General features: G+C 64.3%; 18 protein-coding genes. 12 read left to right on the top strand and 6 right to left on the bottom strand.

Translation table 11 applies throughout. From position 1 onward, the window contains the following. Position 1 precedes the first annotated feature (1 nt). The 6 genes from QQL28_RS09675 to QQL28_RS09650 form a co-directional block, all read right to left on the bottom strand. Entirely contained in the window at positions 2 to 1,051 is a 1,050-nt protein-coding gene (locus QQL28_RS09675) for an ABC transporter substrate-binding protein (protein WP_284264078.1), read from the bottom strand. A gap of 80 nt (positions 1,052 to 1,131) precedes the next feature. Continuing rightward, a complete protein-coding gene (locus QQL28_RS09670; protein WP_284264075.1) occupies positions 1,132 to 2,241 on the bottom strand; it encodes an ABC transporter ATP-binding protein in 1,110 nt (369 codons plus the stop codon). Positions 2,242 to 2,415: 174 nt separating this feature from the next. Beyond that, on the bottom strand, positions 2,416 to 3,042 hold the full coding sequence (locus QQL28_RS09665) for a MarR family winged helix-turn-helix transcriptional regulator (RefSeq protein WP_284264073.1): 627 nt from the start codon (positions 3,040 to 3,042) through the stop codon (positions 2,416 to 2,418). A 670-nt stretch (positions 3,043 to 3,712) separates the two neighbouring features. Then, the gene (gene fliI / locus QQL28_RS09660; RefSeq protein WP_284264071.1) at positions 3,713 to 5,038 is read right to left on the bottom strand and encodes a flagellar protein export ATPase FliI; all 1,326 of its coding nucleotides are present in this window, start codon (positions 5,036 to 5,038) and stop codon (positions 3,713 to 3,715) included. A 21-nt stretch (positions 5,039 to 5,059) separates the two neighbouring features. Further along, positions 5,060 to 5,788: a flagellar basal-body rod protein FlgF gene (flgF, locus tag QQL28_RS09655; protein ID WP_284264070.1), complete on the bottom strand. Its 729-nt coding sequence runs from the start codon at positions 5,786 to 5,788 to the stop codon at positions 5,060 to 5,062. A 3-nt stretch (positions 5,789 to 5,791) separates the two neighbouring features. Beyond that, positions 5,792 to 6,592: a DUF1217 domain-containing protein gene (locus QQL28_RS09650; protein ID WP_284264069.1), complete on the bottom strand. Its 801-nt coding sequence runs from the start codon at positions 6,590 to 6,592 to the stop codon at positions 5,792 to 5,794. Positions 6,593 to 6,733: 141 nt separating this feature from the next. Here QQL28_RS09650 and motA point away from each other — a divergent pair, with 141 nt between their 5' ends. The 12 genes from motA (at position 6,734) to flgI (ending at position 15,108) form a co-directional block, all read left to right on the top strand. Next, a complete protein-coding gene (gene motA, locus QQL28_RS09645) occupies positions 6,734 to 7,630 on the top strand; it encodes a flagellar motor stator protein MotA (RefSeq protein ID WP_284264068.1) in 897 nt (298 codons plus the stop codon). Beyond that, entirely contained in the window at positions 7,627 to 8,568 is a 942-nt protein-coding gene (locus tag QQL28_RS09640) for a flagellar motor switch protein FliM (RefSeq protein ID WP_284264067.1), read from the top strand. The genes motA and QQL28_RS09640 overlap by 4 nt, the downstream gene beginning before the upstream one ends. Further along, the gene (locus QQL28_RS09635; RefSeq protein WP_284264066.1) at positions 8,549 to 8,851 is read left to right on the top strand and encodes a hypothetical protein; all 303 of its coding nucleotides are present in this window, start codon (positions 8,549 to 8,551) and stop codon (positions 8,849 to 8,851) included. The genes QQL28_RS09640 and QQL28_RS09635 overlap by 20 nt, the downstream gene beginning before the upstream one ends. A gap of 84 nt (positions 8,852 to 8,935) precedes the next feature. Next, positions 8,936 to 9,331, top strand: coding sequence for a flagellar motor switch protein FliN (gene fliN, locus QQL28_RS09630; protein WP_254098080.1), 396 nt, complete (start codon positions 8,936 to 8,938; stop codon positions 9,329 to 9,331). A gap of 2 nt (positions 9,332 to 9,333) precedes the next feature. Further along, the gene (locus tag QQL28_RS09625; RefSeq protein WP_284264065.1) at positions 9,334 to 10,377 is read left to right on the top strand and encodes a flagellar motor switch protein FliG; all 1,044 of its coding nucleotides are present in this window, start codon (positions 9,334 to 9,336) and stop codon (positions 10,375 to 10,377) included. A 12-nt stretch (positions 10,378 to 10,389) separates the two neighbouring features. Then, positions 10,390 to 11,475, top strand: coding sequence for a flagellar biosynthesis protein FlhB (gene flhB / locus QQL28_RS09620; protein ID WP_284264064.1), 1,086 nt, complete (start codon positions 10,390 to 10,392; stop codon positions 11,473 to 11,475). A 75-nt stretch (positions 11,476 to 11,550) separates the two neighbouring features. Further along, positions 11,551 to 11,931, top strand: coding sequence for a flagellar basal body rod protein FlgB (gene flgB / locus QQL28_RS09615; RefSeq protein ID WP_284264359.1), 381 nt, complete (start codon positions 11,551 to 11,553; stop codon positions 11,929 to 11,931). 11 nt (positions 11,932 to 11,942) lie between these two features. After that, the gene (flgC, locus tag QQL28_RS09610; protein ID WP_284264063.1) at positions 11,943 to 12,359 is read left to right on the top strand and encodes a flagellar basal body rod protein FlgC; all 417 of its coding nucleotides are present in this window, start codon (positions 11,943 to 11,945) and stop codon (positions 12,357 to 12,359) included. 2 nt (positions 12,360 to 12,361) lie between these two features. Further along, positions 12,362 to 12,688: a flagellar hook-basal body complex protein FliE gene (gene fliE, locus QQL28_RS09605; RefSeq protein ID WP_284264062.1), complete on the top strand. Its 327-nt coding sequence runs from the start codon at positions 12,362 to 12,364 to the stop codon at positions 12,686 to 12,688. A 17-nt stretch (positions 12,689 to 12,705) separates the two neighbouring features. Then, on the top strand, positions 12,706 to 13,494 hold the full coding sequence (gene flgG / locus QQL28_RS09600) for a flagellar basal-body rod protein FlgG (protein ID WP_284264061.1): 789 nt from the start codon (positions 12,706 to 12,708) through the stop codon (positions 13,492 to 13,494). Between the two features lie 13 nt (positions 13,495 to 13,507). Beyond that, entirely contained in the window at positions 13,508 to 13,978 is a 471-nt protein-coding gene (gene flgA / locus QQL28_RS09595) for a flagellar basal body P-ring formation chaperone FlgA (protein WP_284264060.1), read from the top strand. Further along, positions 13,978 to 15,108: a flagellar basal body P-ring protein FlgI gene (flgI, locus tag QQL28_RS09590; RefSeq protein ID WP_284264357.1), complete on the top strand. Its 1,131-nt coding sequence runs from the start codon at positions 13,978 to 13,980 to the stop codon at positions 15,106 to 15,108. The genes flgA and flgI overlap by 1 nt, the downstream gene beginning before the upstream one ends. Positions 15,109 to 15,153 lie beyond the last annotated feature (45 nt).

Raw genomic sequence — 15,153 nt, 5'->3', positions numbered from 1 at the left:
GCTATTTGGCCGCCCACTTGTTGAAGCGCTCGGTCAGGCGGTCGATGTTCTCGAGCCAGAACGCGACGTTGATCTCCACCGCGTTCTTCATGTTGTCCGGCGCCGTCGGCAGGTCCTTCAGAACGGCCGGCTGGATGAGCCCCGCGGCGTTCTTGTTCGAGGTGCCGTAGGCGATGTTCTCCGACAGCTTGGCCTGGTTCTCGGCCTTGCCGGCGAAGTCGAGGAACTTGTAGGCGGCGTCCTTGTTCGGGCTGCCCTTCAGGATGACCCAGCTGTCGAGCGTGTAGAGCGCGCCGTCCCACACCATGCCGAAGTTCTTCTTCTCGTTCTTGTTCGCGGTGTCGATGCGGCCGTTATAGACCGAGGTCATCGCCACTTCACCGGAGGCGAGCAGTTGCGGCGGCTGGGCGCCCGCCTTCCACCAGACGAGGTCGCCCTTGATGGTGTCGAGCTTCTTGAAGGCGCGATCGACGCCCTCGTCGGTCGCCAGCACCTTGTAGACGTCCGCCGGCGGCACGCCGTCGGCGATGAGGGCGATCTCCAGCGTGGTCTTCGGACCCTGGCGCAGGCTGCGCTTGCCCGGATATTTCTTGGTGTCGAAGAAGTCCGCCCAGCCCTTCGGCGCGTCCTTCAGCTTGTCCTTGTCGTAGCCGAGAACGAAATCGTACACGATCGCGCCGATGCCGCAGGGATTGACCGACGGCGGCAGATAGGCGGCCTCGCCGCCGATCTTCGTGTAGTCGATCTTCTCGAACAGGCCCTCGTCGCAGCCGACCGCAAGCTCCTCGCTCTCGACCTGGACGACGTCCCAGGTCGCGGCGCCGCCCTGCACCTTGGCGCGCAGCACGCCGATGCCGCCGTCCCAGGATTCGTCGTTCATGGGGACGCTGGCCGCCTTCTTGAACGGCTCGAAATAAACCTTCTTCTGGGCGTCCTGATACGCCCCGCCCCACGACACGACGGTGAGGTCGCGCGCCTGCGCGACCGTGGCCAGAGCGACGCCGGCGGTCAGCGTCGCGGCGAATCCAAGTGCCATCTTGAGCTTCAGCATCGTCTTCGTTCCCTTCTTGTTGTGAGTTGCGTCCTGGAAGTGATGTGCTCCGGCCCGATCGCGTGGAGGAAAAGTTTCGATTACACGGGATCGAGGGCCAGACAGTCCTCGGGGCGGAACGTGATGGACACGTTTTCGCCCTGCCTCAAGCCGTTATGTCCGCCCGGCTGGAGCTTGACCATGAACTCCTCGTTGCCGCCGACCTCGAGCACGGCCAGCGTGTGGTCGCCGAGATAGATGGTGCTCTGCACCGTGGCCGGCAGACGGTTCGGTCCCTCGCTGGTCGCCCCGTCCATTATAATGGAGATCCGCTCCGGTCGCACCGACAGCGAGGTGGCGGCGCCATTGCTCGCCACGTTGACTGCCCGGGCCATGACGGAACCGCCGGAGGCGAGCGCGACGCGGCAATATCCCTGCTCGATCGTCTCGACGGTGCCGGCCAGCACGTTGTTCTCGCCGACGAAGTGGGCGACGAAGCTGTTCACGGGATGCTCGTACAGTGCGTCGGGCCTGTCGATCTGCTGCACGATGCCGTCGTTGAACACGGCGATGCGGTCCGACATGGTGAGCGCCTCGCTCTGGTCGTGCGTGACGTAGACGACGGTGATGCCCATCGTCTCGTGCAGTTGCTTGATCTCCAGTTGCATCTGCTCCCGCAGGCGCTTGTCCAGGGCGCCGAGCGGCTCGTCCATCAGCACGATCTGGGGATTGAAGACCAGCGCGCGGGCGAGCGCCACGCGCTGCTGCTGGCCGCCGGACAATTGTCCCGGCCGCCGCTGCGCCAGGGCCTCCATCTCGATCATGCGCAGCGCCGCCCGCACGCGCTCCTGCGTCTCCGCCTTGTTGACCTTGCGGACGGACAGCGGGAAGGCGACATTCTCCTCGATCGTCAGGTGCGGAAACAGCGCGTAGTTCTGGAATACCATGCCGATGTCGCGCTTGTGCGGCGGCATGTTCTTGATCGGCCGGTCGGCGAGGTAGATCTCGCCATGGGTCGGAACCTCGAAGCCCGCCAGCATCATCAGCGTGGTCGTCTTGCCCGAGCCGGAGGGGCCGAGCAAGGTGATGAACTCGCCTTTCCTGATGTCGAGGTCGAGGTTCTTCACCACGAGGTGTTCGCCGTCGTAGGTCTTCTGAATGCCGGAAAAGCGTACCAGAGCCGGCGCGGGCGTGACCATGCTGCCTTCCATCCCTCCTCCGGTGCCATTGATGACAGCAGATCGGGACTGTCATCGGCCGGCACCTCGTCCAAGGTAGCCGGCGAGCTTAGCATCCTGCAATAAGAATACCAGCGGCGGAAGGCGCCGGCTTGCGCCTGCAATGGCGCCAGCCGGTCGGCCCACGCGGAAAATACCGCACGGGGTTTACACGCTCGCGACGCGCATCCTGTCAGCGGGCTCGTCGACCCTCAGCCGGTCGTTTGCGCGCTCGAAGCTTGCGCAGAGGAGCTCGATCTCGTCGGGCGAAATCGGAGCGCGATAGAGCCGGCAGGTATACTCGGTGCCCGCGCGCCCCTTGGGCGCGCTGCGCTCGGCCAGAAACATGCAGTCCCGGCAGATGCTGGCGTTGAGGCGCTGATGTGTCGCGTCGAGCTGGTTGAGGATCTCCCGCAAGGAATCACGCAGCCGGATGCGTTCCTCCGAGTCGAGCGCGGTGACGGCGTTCAGCACGGGATTGATCGGGTCGTGCTGTGCGAGGCACTTTTCACCCTGAGCGGTGACGCAGAGCACCACCGAACGCTTGTCCTCGTGCGAAGGCTTGCGGATGATGTATGACTTGGTCTCGAGCGTCTTCACGATCTGTGAAGCCGTGGCTCTCGTTGCGCCGATGAAGCCAGCCAGTGCGGACGGTGTCCGCGAGAACCTGTTGGCGCGCCCGAGAAAGCGCAGGGCCATCCATTCCCGATCGCGCAATCCGTGTCGGTCGCCTTCGAAATACCAGGCTCTCGCCGCCTGGATCAGCAGCTCGACTGCTTCGCGTGCAAGGGGCATGACCTACCCCGACCGTCGCGATGCGGCTCGCCGCGGACCGCGCCGTCGATGGCATGTCGGATGTGGCAGTGTTGAACGGAAGTCGCTGTCGCCATCAGCGTCGGACGATGGGTCGAATTTGCTCAACCGAAGCCCCTGCATTCCAAAGTCAGTCAGCCCACGTTTCTTATCCAGCGCAAAAACGATGACTGACCTTGTCATGAAAAGCAAGTAGAGACGCTCTTGAAGATCTCTGTGTTTCGTCCAGAGCGGCTCCCGTGCGCGAGTTCTCCACAGTGTACAACTTTGACCGGCGAACCCTCGAAAATTCACCAGCGTGAATCACCTCATGCGCCACGCGACGAGCATGGTCGATGCGACAGTTGTGTGAAAACGAACATATTGTTCGCCGGTGAGGCAGCGTGATGAGAGCTTATGCATGAGTATGACGACATGCATACGCGTTAGCCGGCTTGCGGCGTCACTTGCCGGAATTCGGGAGGCGATATGCAACATCGCGCTCAGGAGTTGAATGCCTGCCGGCCTCATCATGCGCCGATCGTGTGCAACGAGCTATGCCCGCAGTGCACGGCGATTCTGGTCGTCGCTGTGCTGACGCTCCGCTTCGACGATCGCGCGTGGGTGCTGAGTCATGCGTTTAACGCGAAGGCCCATTCGCCGCACGATAGCGCTAACCGGCCTTCAGCATGTCTCTCAGCTCGCGAAACGCATCAGCGCTGGGCGAGGCCGAAGCATCCTGGCGCATCGCGCCATAGATCTTCGGCACCATGTCGAGGGCATGGTCGAGCCCCGAATCACGCCCCGATTGATATCCGCCCATCAGGCGAAGGTCGAGCGTGTCTTCATATTTGGCGATCATGGATCGCAGCTTGCTGACGAGCTCGCGCTCCTCGGGATCCCAGACGCAATGTGCAAGGCGCGAGACGGAGGCGAGAATGTCCACGGCGGGGTAACGCGCCTGGTCGGCAATGTGCCGGCTGAGCACGATGTGTCCGTCGAGCGTGCTGCGAATGGTGTCGGCAATCGGCTCGTTGTGATCATCGCCGTCGACCAGCACGGAAAAGATCCCGGTGATCGTGCCGGTGCCTTCCTCTCCGGGCCCGGCCCGCTCGAGCAGGCGTGGCAGATCGGTGAAGACCGTCGGCGCGTAGCCGCGCGCGACCGCAGGCTCGCCGGCGGCTAGCGCGACTTCGCGGGAGGCGTGGGCAAACCGGGTGATCGAATCGACCACCAGCAGGACCGATTCGCCGCGGTCGCGAAAATATTCGGCGATCGCCATCGCGGTTTTCGGCGCCAGCCGTCGCATCATCGGGCTCTCGTCGCCCGTCGACACGATCGTGATGGCGCGGTCGCGGCCGTGGCCGAGCACATCCTCGACGAATTCGCGTACCTCGCGGCCGCGCTCGCCCACCAGGGCCAGGACGACGGTGTCAAAACCGGTGCTGCGCGCCAGCATCGCGAGCAGCGTCGACTTGCCGACGCCTGAGCCGGCAAAGATGCCAACCCGCTGGCCGGCGCAGATCGGCGCGAACAGATCGATCACGCGCACGCCGGTGCGCAGCGGCTTGTGGACGCGCGCCCGCTTCATGGCCGAAGGCGCTTCCGCCTCGACCGAGACCGCGCGCGATCCCGGAATCAGCGCGCCCATGCCGTCGAGCGGCACGCCGAGCGCGTTGATGACACGCCCTTTCCAGCTCGCATCGGGTGCAAGCGACAGCGGAGGCATTCGGAATGCGACCGAGCCGAGCCCGCCTGCGAATTGCCGGTCGAACGGTTTTGCGATGATGCCGTCGCTGTCGATGCGGACCACTTCCCCGATCTGGGGCCGGCCACCTGTCGTCACCCCGATGAGCTCGCCGAGCTTGACGAAACGCGACAGGCCGGACACGCGAAAATGCGTCGGCGCGATCTCCGAAATGGCGCCGCTGGTGCTTGCAATGGGAGTGCTCTGCTGCAGCTCCTGCAGCGCCCACTCGATTTGCCGGAGAGCGTTCAAGGGAAGTCCTCGGAGAGAAGGCTATTTGGCGGGTTCGCCCAGGGTGCGGATCGCGTTCTGGAGCGAGCTTTCAGTGCCCTCGACGAGCGAGTTGGTGCCGTCGAAGGCGCGCGAGGCCGACATCAGCCGTGTCAGCTCGAGCATCGGATTGGCGCCCGATCCCTCGACATAGCTCTGCCGAAATCCGTCTTTGGTGAAATCGCTTATGGCAGCGGCCGGACGATCGGGCACGATGCCCGACGTGCCGTAGCGATCGAGGTTGGCATCGGCCGGAATGTTGAACAGGCCGAGCGTGCCGATCTCGTTGCCGTCCTGGGTGATCGCGCCGCTGCGTGCGATGGCGAGCGGTCCGCCGTTCGGGTCGACGGTGATCTGTGCCCCGCCCGAATCGATGACGGGAAAGCCGGTCAGCGTCTGAAGATCGCCATTGGGAGCAATCTGGAGGCGGCCGTCGCGCGTATAGACCGTGCCGTTGGGGCCGGCGAACGCCAGCCAGCCCTGGCCCACCACCGCGACATCCAGCGGGTTGCCGGTCTCGGAGAGATTGCCGGCCTCGCGCGAGATGATGTTGTCGCCCGGCGAGGAAAACGCCACCGGATTCGCTCCCGCGCGCGACAGCACGGTTTCGAATTTCACCACGTCGGTGCGGAACGCCGCCGTGTTGACGTTGGCAACGTTGTTGGCGATCGTCTGAAGGCGCTTCTCGAGCGCGACCTGGGCCGACAATCCCACATAAAGAGCCGATTGCATGACTTACTTTCCGAGCCGGATGGACTGAAGTTTCGAGAGAATGTCGGTATCCATGCTGGCAGTCGTCGACGCGCCGCCAATCAGGATCAGCGCGGGATTGGTCGAGCTGCCGTTGCTGATGTCGCTGGAGGCCTGGCTCGCATCCCACATCGCCGCGAAGCGCTGCACGAATTTGGTGACCTTGGCCGGATCCTGGAAATCGGTGAGTTTGATCATCTTCGTCAGCATCGCGGCCTGGCTGTCGATGTCGGCCGAGCTGACGGTCGCCGACAGGCCGAGCGCCGTCTGCGCCACTTGCGTCAGCGCCTTGTCGGCGAGGATCTGGTAGGCATTCTTGATCGAGGAGGCCTTGCGCGTGAAATAGAGCGCCAGCCGCAGGCCCTCGTTCTGGTCGCCGGCGTTCTGCTCCATCGTCTGCGTGACATACTGGGTGGCTGTGCCGGTCGTGGCCTGGGTGGTCTGGGTCGCGTTGCTGCCGAGTGCGGCAAAATTGAAGGCCGTGGCGAACTCACGGTAACGGGTGTCGGAGAGCTTGTTGGCGAAAGTATTCGTGGTCGCGACACCCTCGGTCAGCACCTTGCGGATGAAAGCCTTGGCGTAGATCATGTCGCTGAGGCCATAGGCCTTCATCGCGTAGGAGTAGAGGCGATAGTCCTTCAGGAAGTCGTCGATGCTCTTCACCTTGCCGATGTTGGCGAGGAAATAGTCGGTCTCGCGGCTGACATCGGGCTGCTTCGCGACGAGCGTCAGCGACTTGCCCATGTCCTTGGTTATTCTCGTGTAGTCCGCGATCGTGGATAGCATGACACGCGTCCCCTTGCGGCCGTTGCGACATCGCCCCAAGCTGCCGCGAATAGCTTGCGCGGGGCTGGCCAGGGGGAAGCCAGCTTCGCGCAAGCGTCGCCGCATAGACATGGCCGACGGGATTGGCGATGGAGCGGCGCGTTGGGCAGTTTCGTGGGGATCATCATCACGGTGGCCGCCTTGCTCGGCGGATTTGCCGCCATGGGCGGGCATCTGGCCGTGCTCATGCAGCCGTGGGAATTCGTCATCATCATGGGTACCGCGGCCGGCACCTTCATCGTGGCCAATCCGTGGAAAACGGTCGTGGATACCGGGCTGGCCTGTGTGCAGGCGGTTACCGGCGCAGTGCCGGGTGAACGCTATTATCTCGACCTCCTGGGTGCCCTTCACGCCTTGATGCGCGAGCTGCGCGGCAAGGGCCGCAACGAGGTCGAGGCGCATATCGACGATCCCTCATCGTCCGAAATCTTCAAGACGTTCCCGAGCGTGCTGGCGGATACCGCGCTCCTGCAGTTCATCTGCGACTACGTGCGCCTGATCATCATGGGCAACGCCCGCACGCACGAGATCGAGGCGCTGATGGACGAGGAGATCCATACCATCGTGAAGAGCAAGCTCACGCCCTACAATGCCCTCGTCGTGGTGTCGGAGGCGTTGCCGGCGCTCGGCATCGTCGCCGCCGTGCTCGGCGTCATCAAGGCCATGGGCGCGCTCGACCAGTCGCCGAAGCTTCTCGGCGGTTTCATCGGTGCGGCGCTGGTCGGCACGTTTGCCGGCATCTTCCTCTCCTACGGCATCATCTCGCCGTTCGCCCTGAAGATAAAGATGACCCGCGAGAAGCGCTGCCGGCCCTACATCATCGTCAAGCAGACGCTGCTCGCCTTCATGAACGGCGCCATGCCGCAGATCGCGGTCGAGCACGGCCGCAAGATGATCGCCAGTACCGAGCGTCCGTCGATCGACGTGGTCGAGAACGAGACGATCGCCGGACCGAAAGCCGTCGTGACCGACGCCGAACCGAAGGCTGCCAGAGCATGATGATGGACGGGATCGACGTCGAGCAGCAGAAGCGGCTGCCGAACTATTTGCTCGATGCGGCGGGCATCTCCATCGACCGCATGCCGATGCTCAATGTGATCTTCGATCGCATGGCGGCATCCTGCACGGACAGTCTCCAGCCGATGGCCGGGACACCGTGCTACTTTTCGGTCAACGGCATCAGCAACGGGCGCGTCGGCGACATCGTCAAGGACTACGAGGGCAACGCGGTCGCCGCGGTACTCTATGCCGAGCAGTGGGACACCAGGGTCCTCATCGTGCTCGACCGCGATTTCGTGTTCACGATGGTGGAGGCGCTGTTCGGCTCCGACGGTGCGGAGCCGCCGATCGACGTCGAGCGGTCCTTCTCCAACATCGAGCTCCGCGTGGTGCAGGCGCTGTTCGAGCGCTTCGCCAAGTCGCTGCAGTCCGCCTTCGCCGCGACCTCGGACGTCACCTTCCGCCTCGAGCGGGTCGAGACCGCGATGGCCTCGCTCGCGATCGGGCGCAGCAGCAACATGTCGATCTGCGCCAACATCATGCTCCAGGCGCTCTTTCGCGGCGGGCAGATGTTCCTGATCATCCCGCATTCGGCGCTCAATCCGCTCAGGCAGAAGCTCGCCCATGTCGTCGTCTCCGACGGCCGCGCCTCCGATCCGAACTGGCGCGGCCAGATGGAGAGCGAGGTGCAGCGCACCGAGGTCTCGTTGAGCGCGGTGCTGGACGAGTGCGTGCTTTCCCTCGGCGAGGTCGCGCAGTTCAAGGTCGGGCAGGTCATCGAGCTCAACGCCACGCCGCGCACGCTCGCCAGGCTCGAGAACAACAACCAGGTGCTGTTCTGGTGTCAGATCGGCCAGCTCGATGGCTATTACGCCATGCAGGTAGCGGATCCCGTCGATCAGAAGCGGGAGTTTGTCGATGATATCCTATCTCGTTGATGCGGTTCTGCTCATTGCGCTCGCCTTCACCAGCATGCGGGTGACGCGGATGCATCGTGAGCTGGCGCGGCTGCGCAGCTACCAGGGCGAGTTCTCGACGATCGTGCAGGAGACGGCGGGCGCCTTCGATACCGTCATCAAGGCCGCCCATGACTCGACCGCCAATCTCGGTCGGCTGGCCAACGTGCTCAGCGGCAAGATCGATCAGGCTCACGAGGCGATCACGGCGCTGGACGCGCGGCGGTCGCAGGCTGGCAGGGGCGGCGATGCGGAGCAGCCGTAGGACGGCAGCCTGACGTCGGCGCGCAGGCAGGGGGATCGTCCCGGAGCAGAACTCTGGGAGGACGTTTTCAAGAGGCAAGACCAAATGGCGCAAACTTTCGATTATGAGTCATCTGCCACCCGGGCGGCGGCGTCCGGTGAGGCGCAAATCGACACCTCGCCGCTGGAGCGGCTGGCGGAGATCGCGGCGCGGACGGCCGAGGAATCCGGCAAGTTCGCCAATGTCGACGCGATCCTGCGCATTCCCGTCACCGTGCAGGTGGTGCTGGGCGCCGCGACCATGCCGGTGGCCAACCTCATGAAGCTCGGCCGCGGCGCCGTGGTCCCGCTCGATCACAGGGTCGGCGAACCCGTCGACGTCGTGGTCAACGGCCGGATCGTCGCGCGCGGCGAAGTCGTGGTCGTCGAGGAAGACAATTCGCGTTTCGGCGTATCGCTCACGGAGATCGTCGGGCCGCTCGGCGGTCACGGTGAAGCCTGATCGTGGCGGAACCGATGGGCATCGCAACCGCCGTCAAGCAGCGAGGCGTTGCCACGCTGGGAGGGACGGAGAAGGTCGCAGCACTCCTGCTCGCGATGGGCCGGCAGGCGGCCGCAAGCGTCCTGCAGCAGTTCGAGCCGCAGGAGATCCGCATCGTCACGAAGGCTGCAGCCGAGCTGCGCCCGATCACCGCGCAGGAGCTGGAAGGGATCGTCGAGGAATTCGCCCAGCAGTTTTCCATGGGCGCCAATATTCTCGGCACGCTCGGGGGCCTGGAGGCCGTGCTCGGCGACGTCCTGCCGGCCGAGCAGGTTTCCCAGATCATGTCGGATTTGCTCGGCAATTCCTCGCGGTCGGTCTGGGACCGGGTGTCGTCGGTCTCGGAGAACTCGCTGGCGAGCTACCTGTCCAAGGAGCACCCGCAAACCGCGGCGGTGATCTTGTCCAAGGTCAAGCCCGCCTGCGCCGCCAAGGTCATGAGTCAGCTTCCCTCGAGCCTGCGCAACGAGCTGATGCGGCGGGTGCTGAGCCTCAAGCCGATCGTCGACGATGCCATTCGCATCGTCGAGAAGACGCTGCATGAGGACCTGACGCTGAACTTCGCCCGGAACCTCGGTGCCGACACCTACGCGCGGGTGGCCGACATCATCAACAAGATGGAGCGCGGTCATATCGAGGACATGCTGAAGAGCCTGTCGGAGAAGCGCCCCAAATCGGCGGAGGTGCTGAAAGAGCTGCTGTTCACCTTCGACGACGTGGTCAACCTGACGCCGAAGGCGCGTACCATGATCTTCGACCAGGTGCCGACCGATCGCATCGTCGTCGCGCTGAAGGGCACGGACAAGAATTTCCGCGAGCTGATCCTGTCCTCCGTCGCCTCGCGCGTCAGGCGCGTCGTCGAGCACGAGCTGGCGATCGGCGAGCCGTCGAACCAGCGCGACGTGCTGGAGGCGCGGCGCGTCATCACCGACCTTGCGCTCGATCTGGCGGAGAAGGGCGAGATCGAGCTCAACCCCGACCAGGAGGATGAGCTGGTCTTTCGCTGACCGCTGAACAGCATGGCAGAGACATCCGATCAGGAGAGCAAAACAGAAGAGCCTACCGAGAAGAAGATCCGCGATGCCCTCGAGCAGGGCAGGATTCCGGTGTCTCGGGAGGCTTCCATCTTCGCCTCGATGGCGGCGCTGATGGTGATCCAGGCGTTCCTGATCGGGCAGGGCGTCCAGCAGCTCGTTCCGACCTTGAAAGCTCTGCTCGATGATCCCGACGGCTTTCGCCTGCGGACCGCCGCGGACGCGAAAGACCTGCTGTCGGTCGTCGGCCTGGAAGCGCTGCGCTTCCTGCTTCCACCGGTTCTCATTCTCGCGGTGTTCGGGCTGGCCGCCTCGCTGCTCCAGAACGCGCCGCGGCTGGCGCTCGAGCGCATCCAGCCGGATTTTTCGCGGATATCGCCCGCGCAGGGCTGGAGCCGGATCTTCGGGACGCAGGGGCTCGTCGAATTCGCGAAGTCCATCTTCAAGCTCGTTTCGGTGAGCCTTGTCGTCGGCTTCGTGCTGCGATCCTCCGAGGCGAGGGCATTCGAGGCGATGTACACCGATCCGGTGGCGCTGCCGGAGATGATCCTGACCATCGCCATGCGGATCGTCTCGGCGATCTGCATCGCGACCATCGTGCTGGTGGCGATCGACCTCGCCTGGGCGCGCTTCCACTGGCGACGTGAGTTGCGCATGACGAGACAGGAGCTCAAGGACGAGCACAAGCAGGCCGAAGGGGATCCGCTGATCAAGGCGCGGCTGCGGTCGCTGGCGCGCGACCGCTCGCGCCAGCGAATGATCGCGGCTGCATCGCGTGCCTCGCTGGTGATTGCGAACCCGACCCACTTTGCGGTGGCGCTGCGCTATCAGCGCGACGAGAATCCGGCGCCGATGGTCCTCGCCAAGGGCATGGACGCGATCGCGCTCAAGATCCGCGCGGTGGCTGAAGAGAACAGGATTCCGGTGATCGAGAACAAGGCCTTGGCACGCGCGCTCTATGAGGCGGTGCAGGTCGATCAGCTGATCCCGCCGGAATTCTTCCGGCCCGTCGCCGAGATCATCTATTTCCTGCAATCGCAGAAGGCGCCGCGAAGCGAAAAGGTTCAATGACGCACTTCGCGACGACAGCTTGAGAAAAGCTTGAGCTCCTATCTTTCGCTTGCAAAGCCGAGATCGGGAGCTGCCGTGGGACCGCTTTATCTGTTTGAACTTGCTTCCTCGCAGGCCCGCTGGCTGGAGCTGCGCCAGTCGACGATCGCGGCGAACGTTGCCAACGTCAACACGCCCGGCTTCAAGGCGCGAGACGTCGAGCCGTTCAACAAGGTCCTCGATGCCACGCCGGTCAGGCTCGCGACGACGTCGCCGTCGCACATGCAGTTGAGCGCGGCCGAGACCGACACGCGAACCAACGCCAAGAAGGACAGCTGGGACGTCGTGCATTCCGGCAACTCCGTCAGCCTGGAGCAGGAGATGCTTAGGGGTGGCGAGGTGAACCGCGACTATTCGATGAATGCCGCGATTGTGCGGTCATTCCACCGGATGCTGTTATCCGGCGTGAAAGCCTGAGGTGACCTGACATGGTGGATTCTTTGCAGGCTTCGCTCGCGGTCGCGAGCTCCGGACTCGAGGCGCAGTCGACCCGGATGCGCATCGTCTCGGAAAACCTGGCGAACGCCAATTCGACGGGGCGCACCGCCGGTGCCGATCCGTATCAGCGCAAGACCGTGACCTTCGATGCCGAGATGGACCGCGCCGCGGGCGGCCAGCTCGTCAAAGTCAAGGAAGTCGGGCTCGATACCAGCCCATACCGGGTCGAATACGAGCCGGGCCATCCGGCCGCCGACAAGGCCGGCTACGTCAAGCTGCCCAACGTCAACATGATGATCGAGATGGCCGACATGCGCGAGGTCAATCGATCCTATGAGGCCAATCTTCAGGTCGTGAAACAGGTGCGGTCGATGGTCGGGATGACCATCGATCTCCTAAGGAGCTGACGATGCTAGAGGTGATTTCGTCCACGGCGATTTCCGCGGGCCAGGCAGTGGCCCGCTCGATTGAGGCGCAAATAACTGCGCCTGCAGCAGGCGCCGTTCAGCCGGGTGGGGAGGTCGGCTTCGATTCCGTGCTCAAGCAGGTCACGACGGATGCGATCGGGACGCTCAAGGCCGGTGAGGCGGCGTCGATCTCGGCGATCCAGGGCAAGGAATCGACGCGGCGCGTCGTTGAAGCGCTGATGTCGGCGGAGCAGGCGCTGCAAACGGCGGTCGCGGTTCGCGACAAGGTCGTGCAGGCCTACCAAGAAGTCGTTCGCATGTCGATCTGATCTGAAGGAATCAAGCTGTGAAATCGCTCGCCATCGCGGCCACCGGAATGAACGCGCAGCAGACCAATATCGAGGTCATTGCGAACAACATTGCCAACATCAACACGACGTCGTTCAAGCGGGCGCGCGCCGAATTCACCGACCTCTTCTACCAGATGGATCGGATGCAGGGCGTTCCGAATGCGACGGGCTCCTCGCCGATTCCCGAGGGCGCCAATCTCGGTCTCGGCGTCAGGTCGGCGGCGATCCGCAAGCTGCACATCCAGGGTGCGCTCACGCAGACCGGCAATCCCTACGATCTCGCGATCAACGGCCGCGGCTGGTTTCAGGTGTTGGGCCCGAACAACGAGGTGCAGTATACCCGCGCGGGCTCGTTCAACACCAATGCCAACGGCCAGCTCGTCACGATGGACGGCTATCTGCTGGATCCTGCGATCACGGTGCCGCAGGGAACGGTCCAGGTTACGGTCAACCAGACCGGACAGGTGTTTGCCAAGCTGGACACGGAGGTCAATCCGCGCCAGATCGGCCAGCTCAACCTCGCGAACTTCGCCAACGAAGCCGGCCTCGAACCGCTGGGCAGCAATCTCTATCGTGAGACCACGGCTTCCGGCACGCCCGTCGTCGGACTGCCGGGCGATTCCGGCTACGGCAAGATCAACCAGCAATATCTCGAAGCCTCGAACGTCGATCCCGTCAAGGAAATCACCGAGCTGATCTCCGCGCAGCGCGCCTATGAGATGAATGCCAAGGTCATCCAGGCATCGGATGAGATGGCGCAGACGGTCTCGAAGGGTATGCGCTAGCTCGGGTGTATCCATGTTGAACAGGTTTGGCTTGATTGCGCGCGGGCTCGCCGCGCTGCTCGTGCTCAGCTTCGCCGGCGCGGCCGCGGCCGAAGAGCGGCGGCTGCCGGTGCCGGCCGTGACGATCCGTCCGGGCGAGGTGATCAAGGACGAGATGGTCACCGAGCGCGCATTCGCGCCCAATCTCCTCGGCGTCGCGCTGTTCATCGAGACGCGTCCGACCCTGGTCGGGCGCATGGCGCGGCGCACGCTGCTGCCGGGCCAGCCGATACCGACCAACGCGGTCGAGGATCCCTGGGCCGTCGCCCGAGGCGCCATCGTCAAGGTCATCGTCGAGGATAGCGGCTTGTCGATCGTGACTTACGGTTCGGCATTGCAATCGGGCGCGGCCGGCGCCCTCATCCCGGTGCGCAACACCGACACGGGCGTGATCATCCGCGGCATCGTCCAGCCGGACGGCACCATCAAGGTCGTTGACGGATGATGACCCGCCTCTTGCTTGCCCTGATCGTCGTCCTCTCCGTCGGCAGTGCACAGGCTGCCGTCCGCATCAAGGACATCGCCGATATCAAGGGACTGCGCGAAAACCAGATCGTCGGCTACGGCCTCGTCATCGGTCTCAACGGTACCGGCGACACGCTGCGCAACGCGCCGTTCACGGAACAGTCGCTCCAGTCGATGCTCGAGAACATGGGCATCAATGTCCGGAACGACACCACCAGCACGAACAACACGGCGCGGCCGACCACGCTGCGCACGCGCAACGTCGCGGCCGTTATGGTGACGGCGGATCTGCCGCCGTCGATCTCGCCGGGCGAGCGCATGGATGTGACGGTGTCCTCGCTTGGCGACGCCACCTCGCTGCTCGGCGGCACGCTCGTGATGACGTCGCTGCGGGCGGCGGACGGCGCGGTCTACGCCGTGGCGCAAGGCGCCGTCACCGTTGCCGGCTACAGCGTCGGAGGCCAGGCGCAGAACGTCAGCCAGGGCACGCCGACCGCCGGTCGCATTCCGAACGGCGCGCTGGTCGAGCGGGAGGTGCAGGGGAGCCTTCACGAGATGGAGTTCCTCGTCCTCGAGCTGAAGAACCCCGATTTCGTCACTGCGACGCGAATCCTCGATGCCATCAACCGTTACGCCGGGGGCCGCTACCGGGCGCAGATCGCCTTCGAGCGCGACTATCGGACCATCGTGCTGTCCAAGCCGCGCTATATCGGCCCGGTGCGCTTTCTCGCCGAGATCGGTGAATTGACCGTCGAGCCGGATACGCCGGCGCGGGTGGTGATCAACGAGCGCACCGGCACGGTGGTCATCGGACGCGATGTGCGGATCTCGACCGTTGCTGTGACGCACGGCAATCTGACGGTCCGCGTGACCGAGCTTCCCGTCGTGTCGCAGCCCGCTCCGTTCTCGCGGGGGCAGACCGTGGTCGTTCCGCAGACCATGGTCGAAGCCAACGAGGCCGGGGCGCAAGTGGCGATCCTCAGCGGCGTCGATTTGCAGCGCCTGGTGCGCGGTCTCAACCAGATCGGCCTGAAGCCATCGGGCATCATTGCGATCCTCCAGGCGATCAAGACGGCCGGCGCGCTCCAGGCGGACGTGATCGTCCAATGACGCGCAAGCGCCAAGCAAGCCTGATCGCGCATGTCTGTGGTCTCG

The organism is Bradyrhizobium iriomotense (assembly GCF_030160715.1).
GTDB classification, from domain to species: Bacteria; Pseudomonadota; Alphaproteobacteria; order Rhizobiales; family Xanthobacteraceae; genus Bradyrhizobium; species Bradyrhizobium iriomotense.
The sequence above is the reverse complement of the archived record's forward strand: the minus strand, read 5'-3'. Positions and strand labels throughout refer to the sequence as shown.

Coding starts and splice junctions, on each gene's coding strand:
- flgF (WP_284264070.1), bottom strand. CDS start 5,788: ATGCAATCGGCTCTTTATGTGGGATTGTCGGCCCAGGTCGCGCTCGAG.
- QQL28_RS09665 (WP_284264073.1), bottom strand. CDS start 3,042: ATGCCCCTTGCACGCGAAGCAGTCGAGCTGCTGATCCAGGCGGCGAGA.
- QQL28_RS09675 (WP_284264078.1), bottom strand. CDS start 1,051: ATGCTGAAGCTCAAGATGGCACTTGGATTCGCCGCGACGCTGACCGCC.
- fliN (WP_254098080.1), top strand. CDS start 8,936: ATGGCGCAAACTTTCGATTATGAGTCATCTGCCACCCGGGCGGCGGCG.
- flhB (WP_284264064.1), top strand. CDS start 10,390: ATGGCAGAGACATCCGATCAGGAGAGCAAAACAGAAGAGCCTACCGAG.
- QQL28_RS09640 (WP_284264067.1), top strand. CDS start 7,627: ATGATGATGGACGGGATCGACGTCGAGCAGCAGAAGCGGCTGCCGAAC.
- fliE (WP_284264062.1), top strand. CDS start 12,362: ATGCTAGAGGTGATTTCGTCCACGGCGATTTCCGCGGGCCAGGCAGTG.
- QQL28_RS09670 (WP_284264075.1), bottom strand. CDS start 2,241: ATGGAAGGCAGCATGGTCACGCCCGCGCCGGCTCTGGTACGCTTTTCC.
- QQL28_RS09650 (WP_284264069.1), bottom strand. CDS start 6,592: ATGCTATCCACGATCGCGGACTACACGAGAATAACCAAGGACATGGGC.
- flgA (WP_284264060.1), top strand. CDS start 13,508: ATGTTGAACAGGTTTGGCTTGATTGCGCGCGGGCTCGCCGCGCTGCTC.
- QQL28_RS09635 (WP_284264066.1), top strand. CDS start 8,549: ATGATATCCTATCTCGTTGATGCGGTTCTGCTCATTGCGCTCGCCTTC.
- flgI (WP_284264357.1), top strand. CDS start 13,978: ATGACCCGCCTCTTGCTTGCCCTGATCGTCGTCCTCTCCGTCGGCAGT.
- flgC (WP_284264063.1), top strand. CDS start 11,943: ATGGTGGATTCTTTGCAGGCTTCGCTCGCGGTCGCGAGCTCCGGACTC.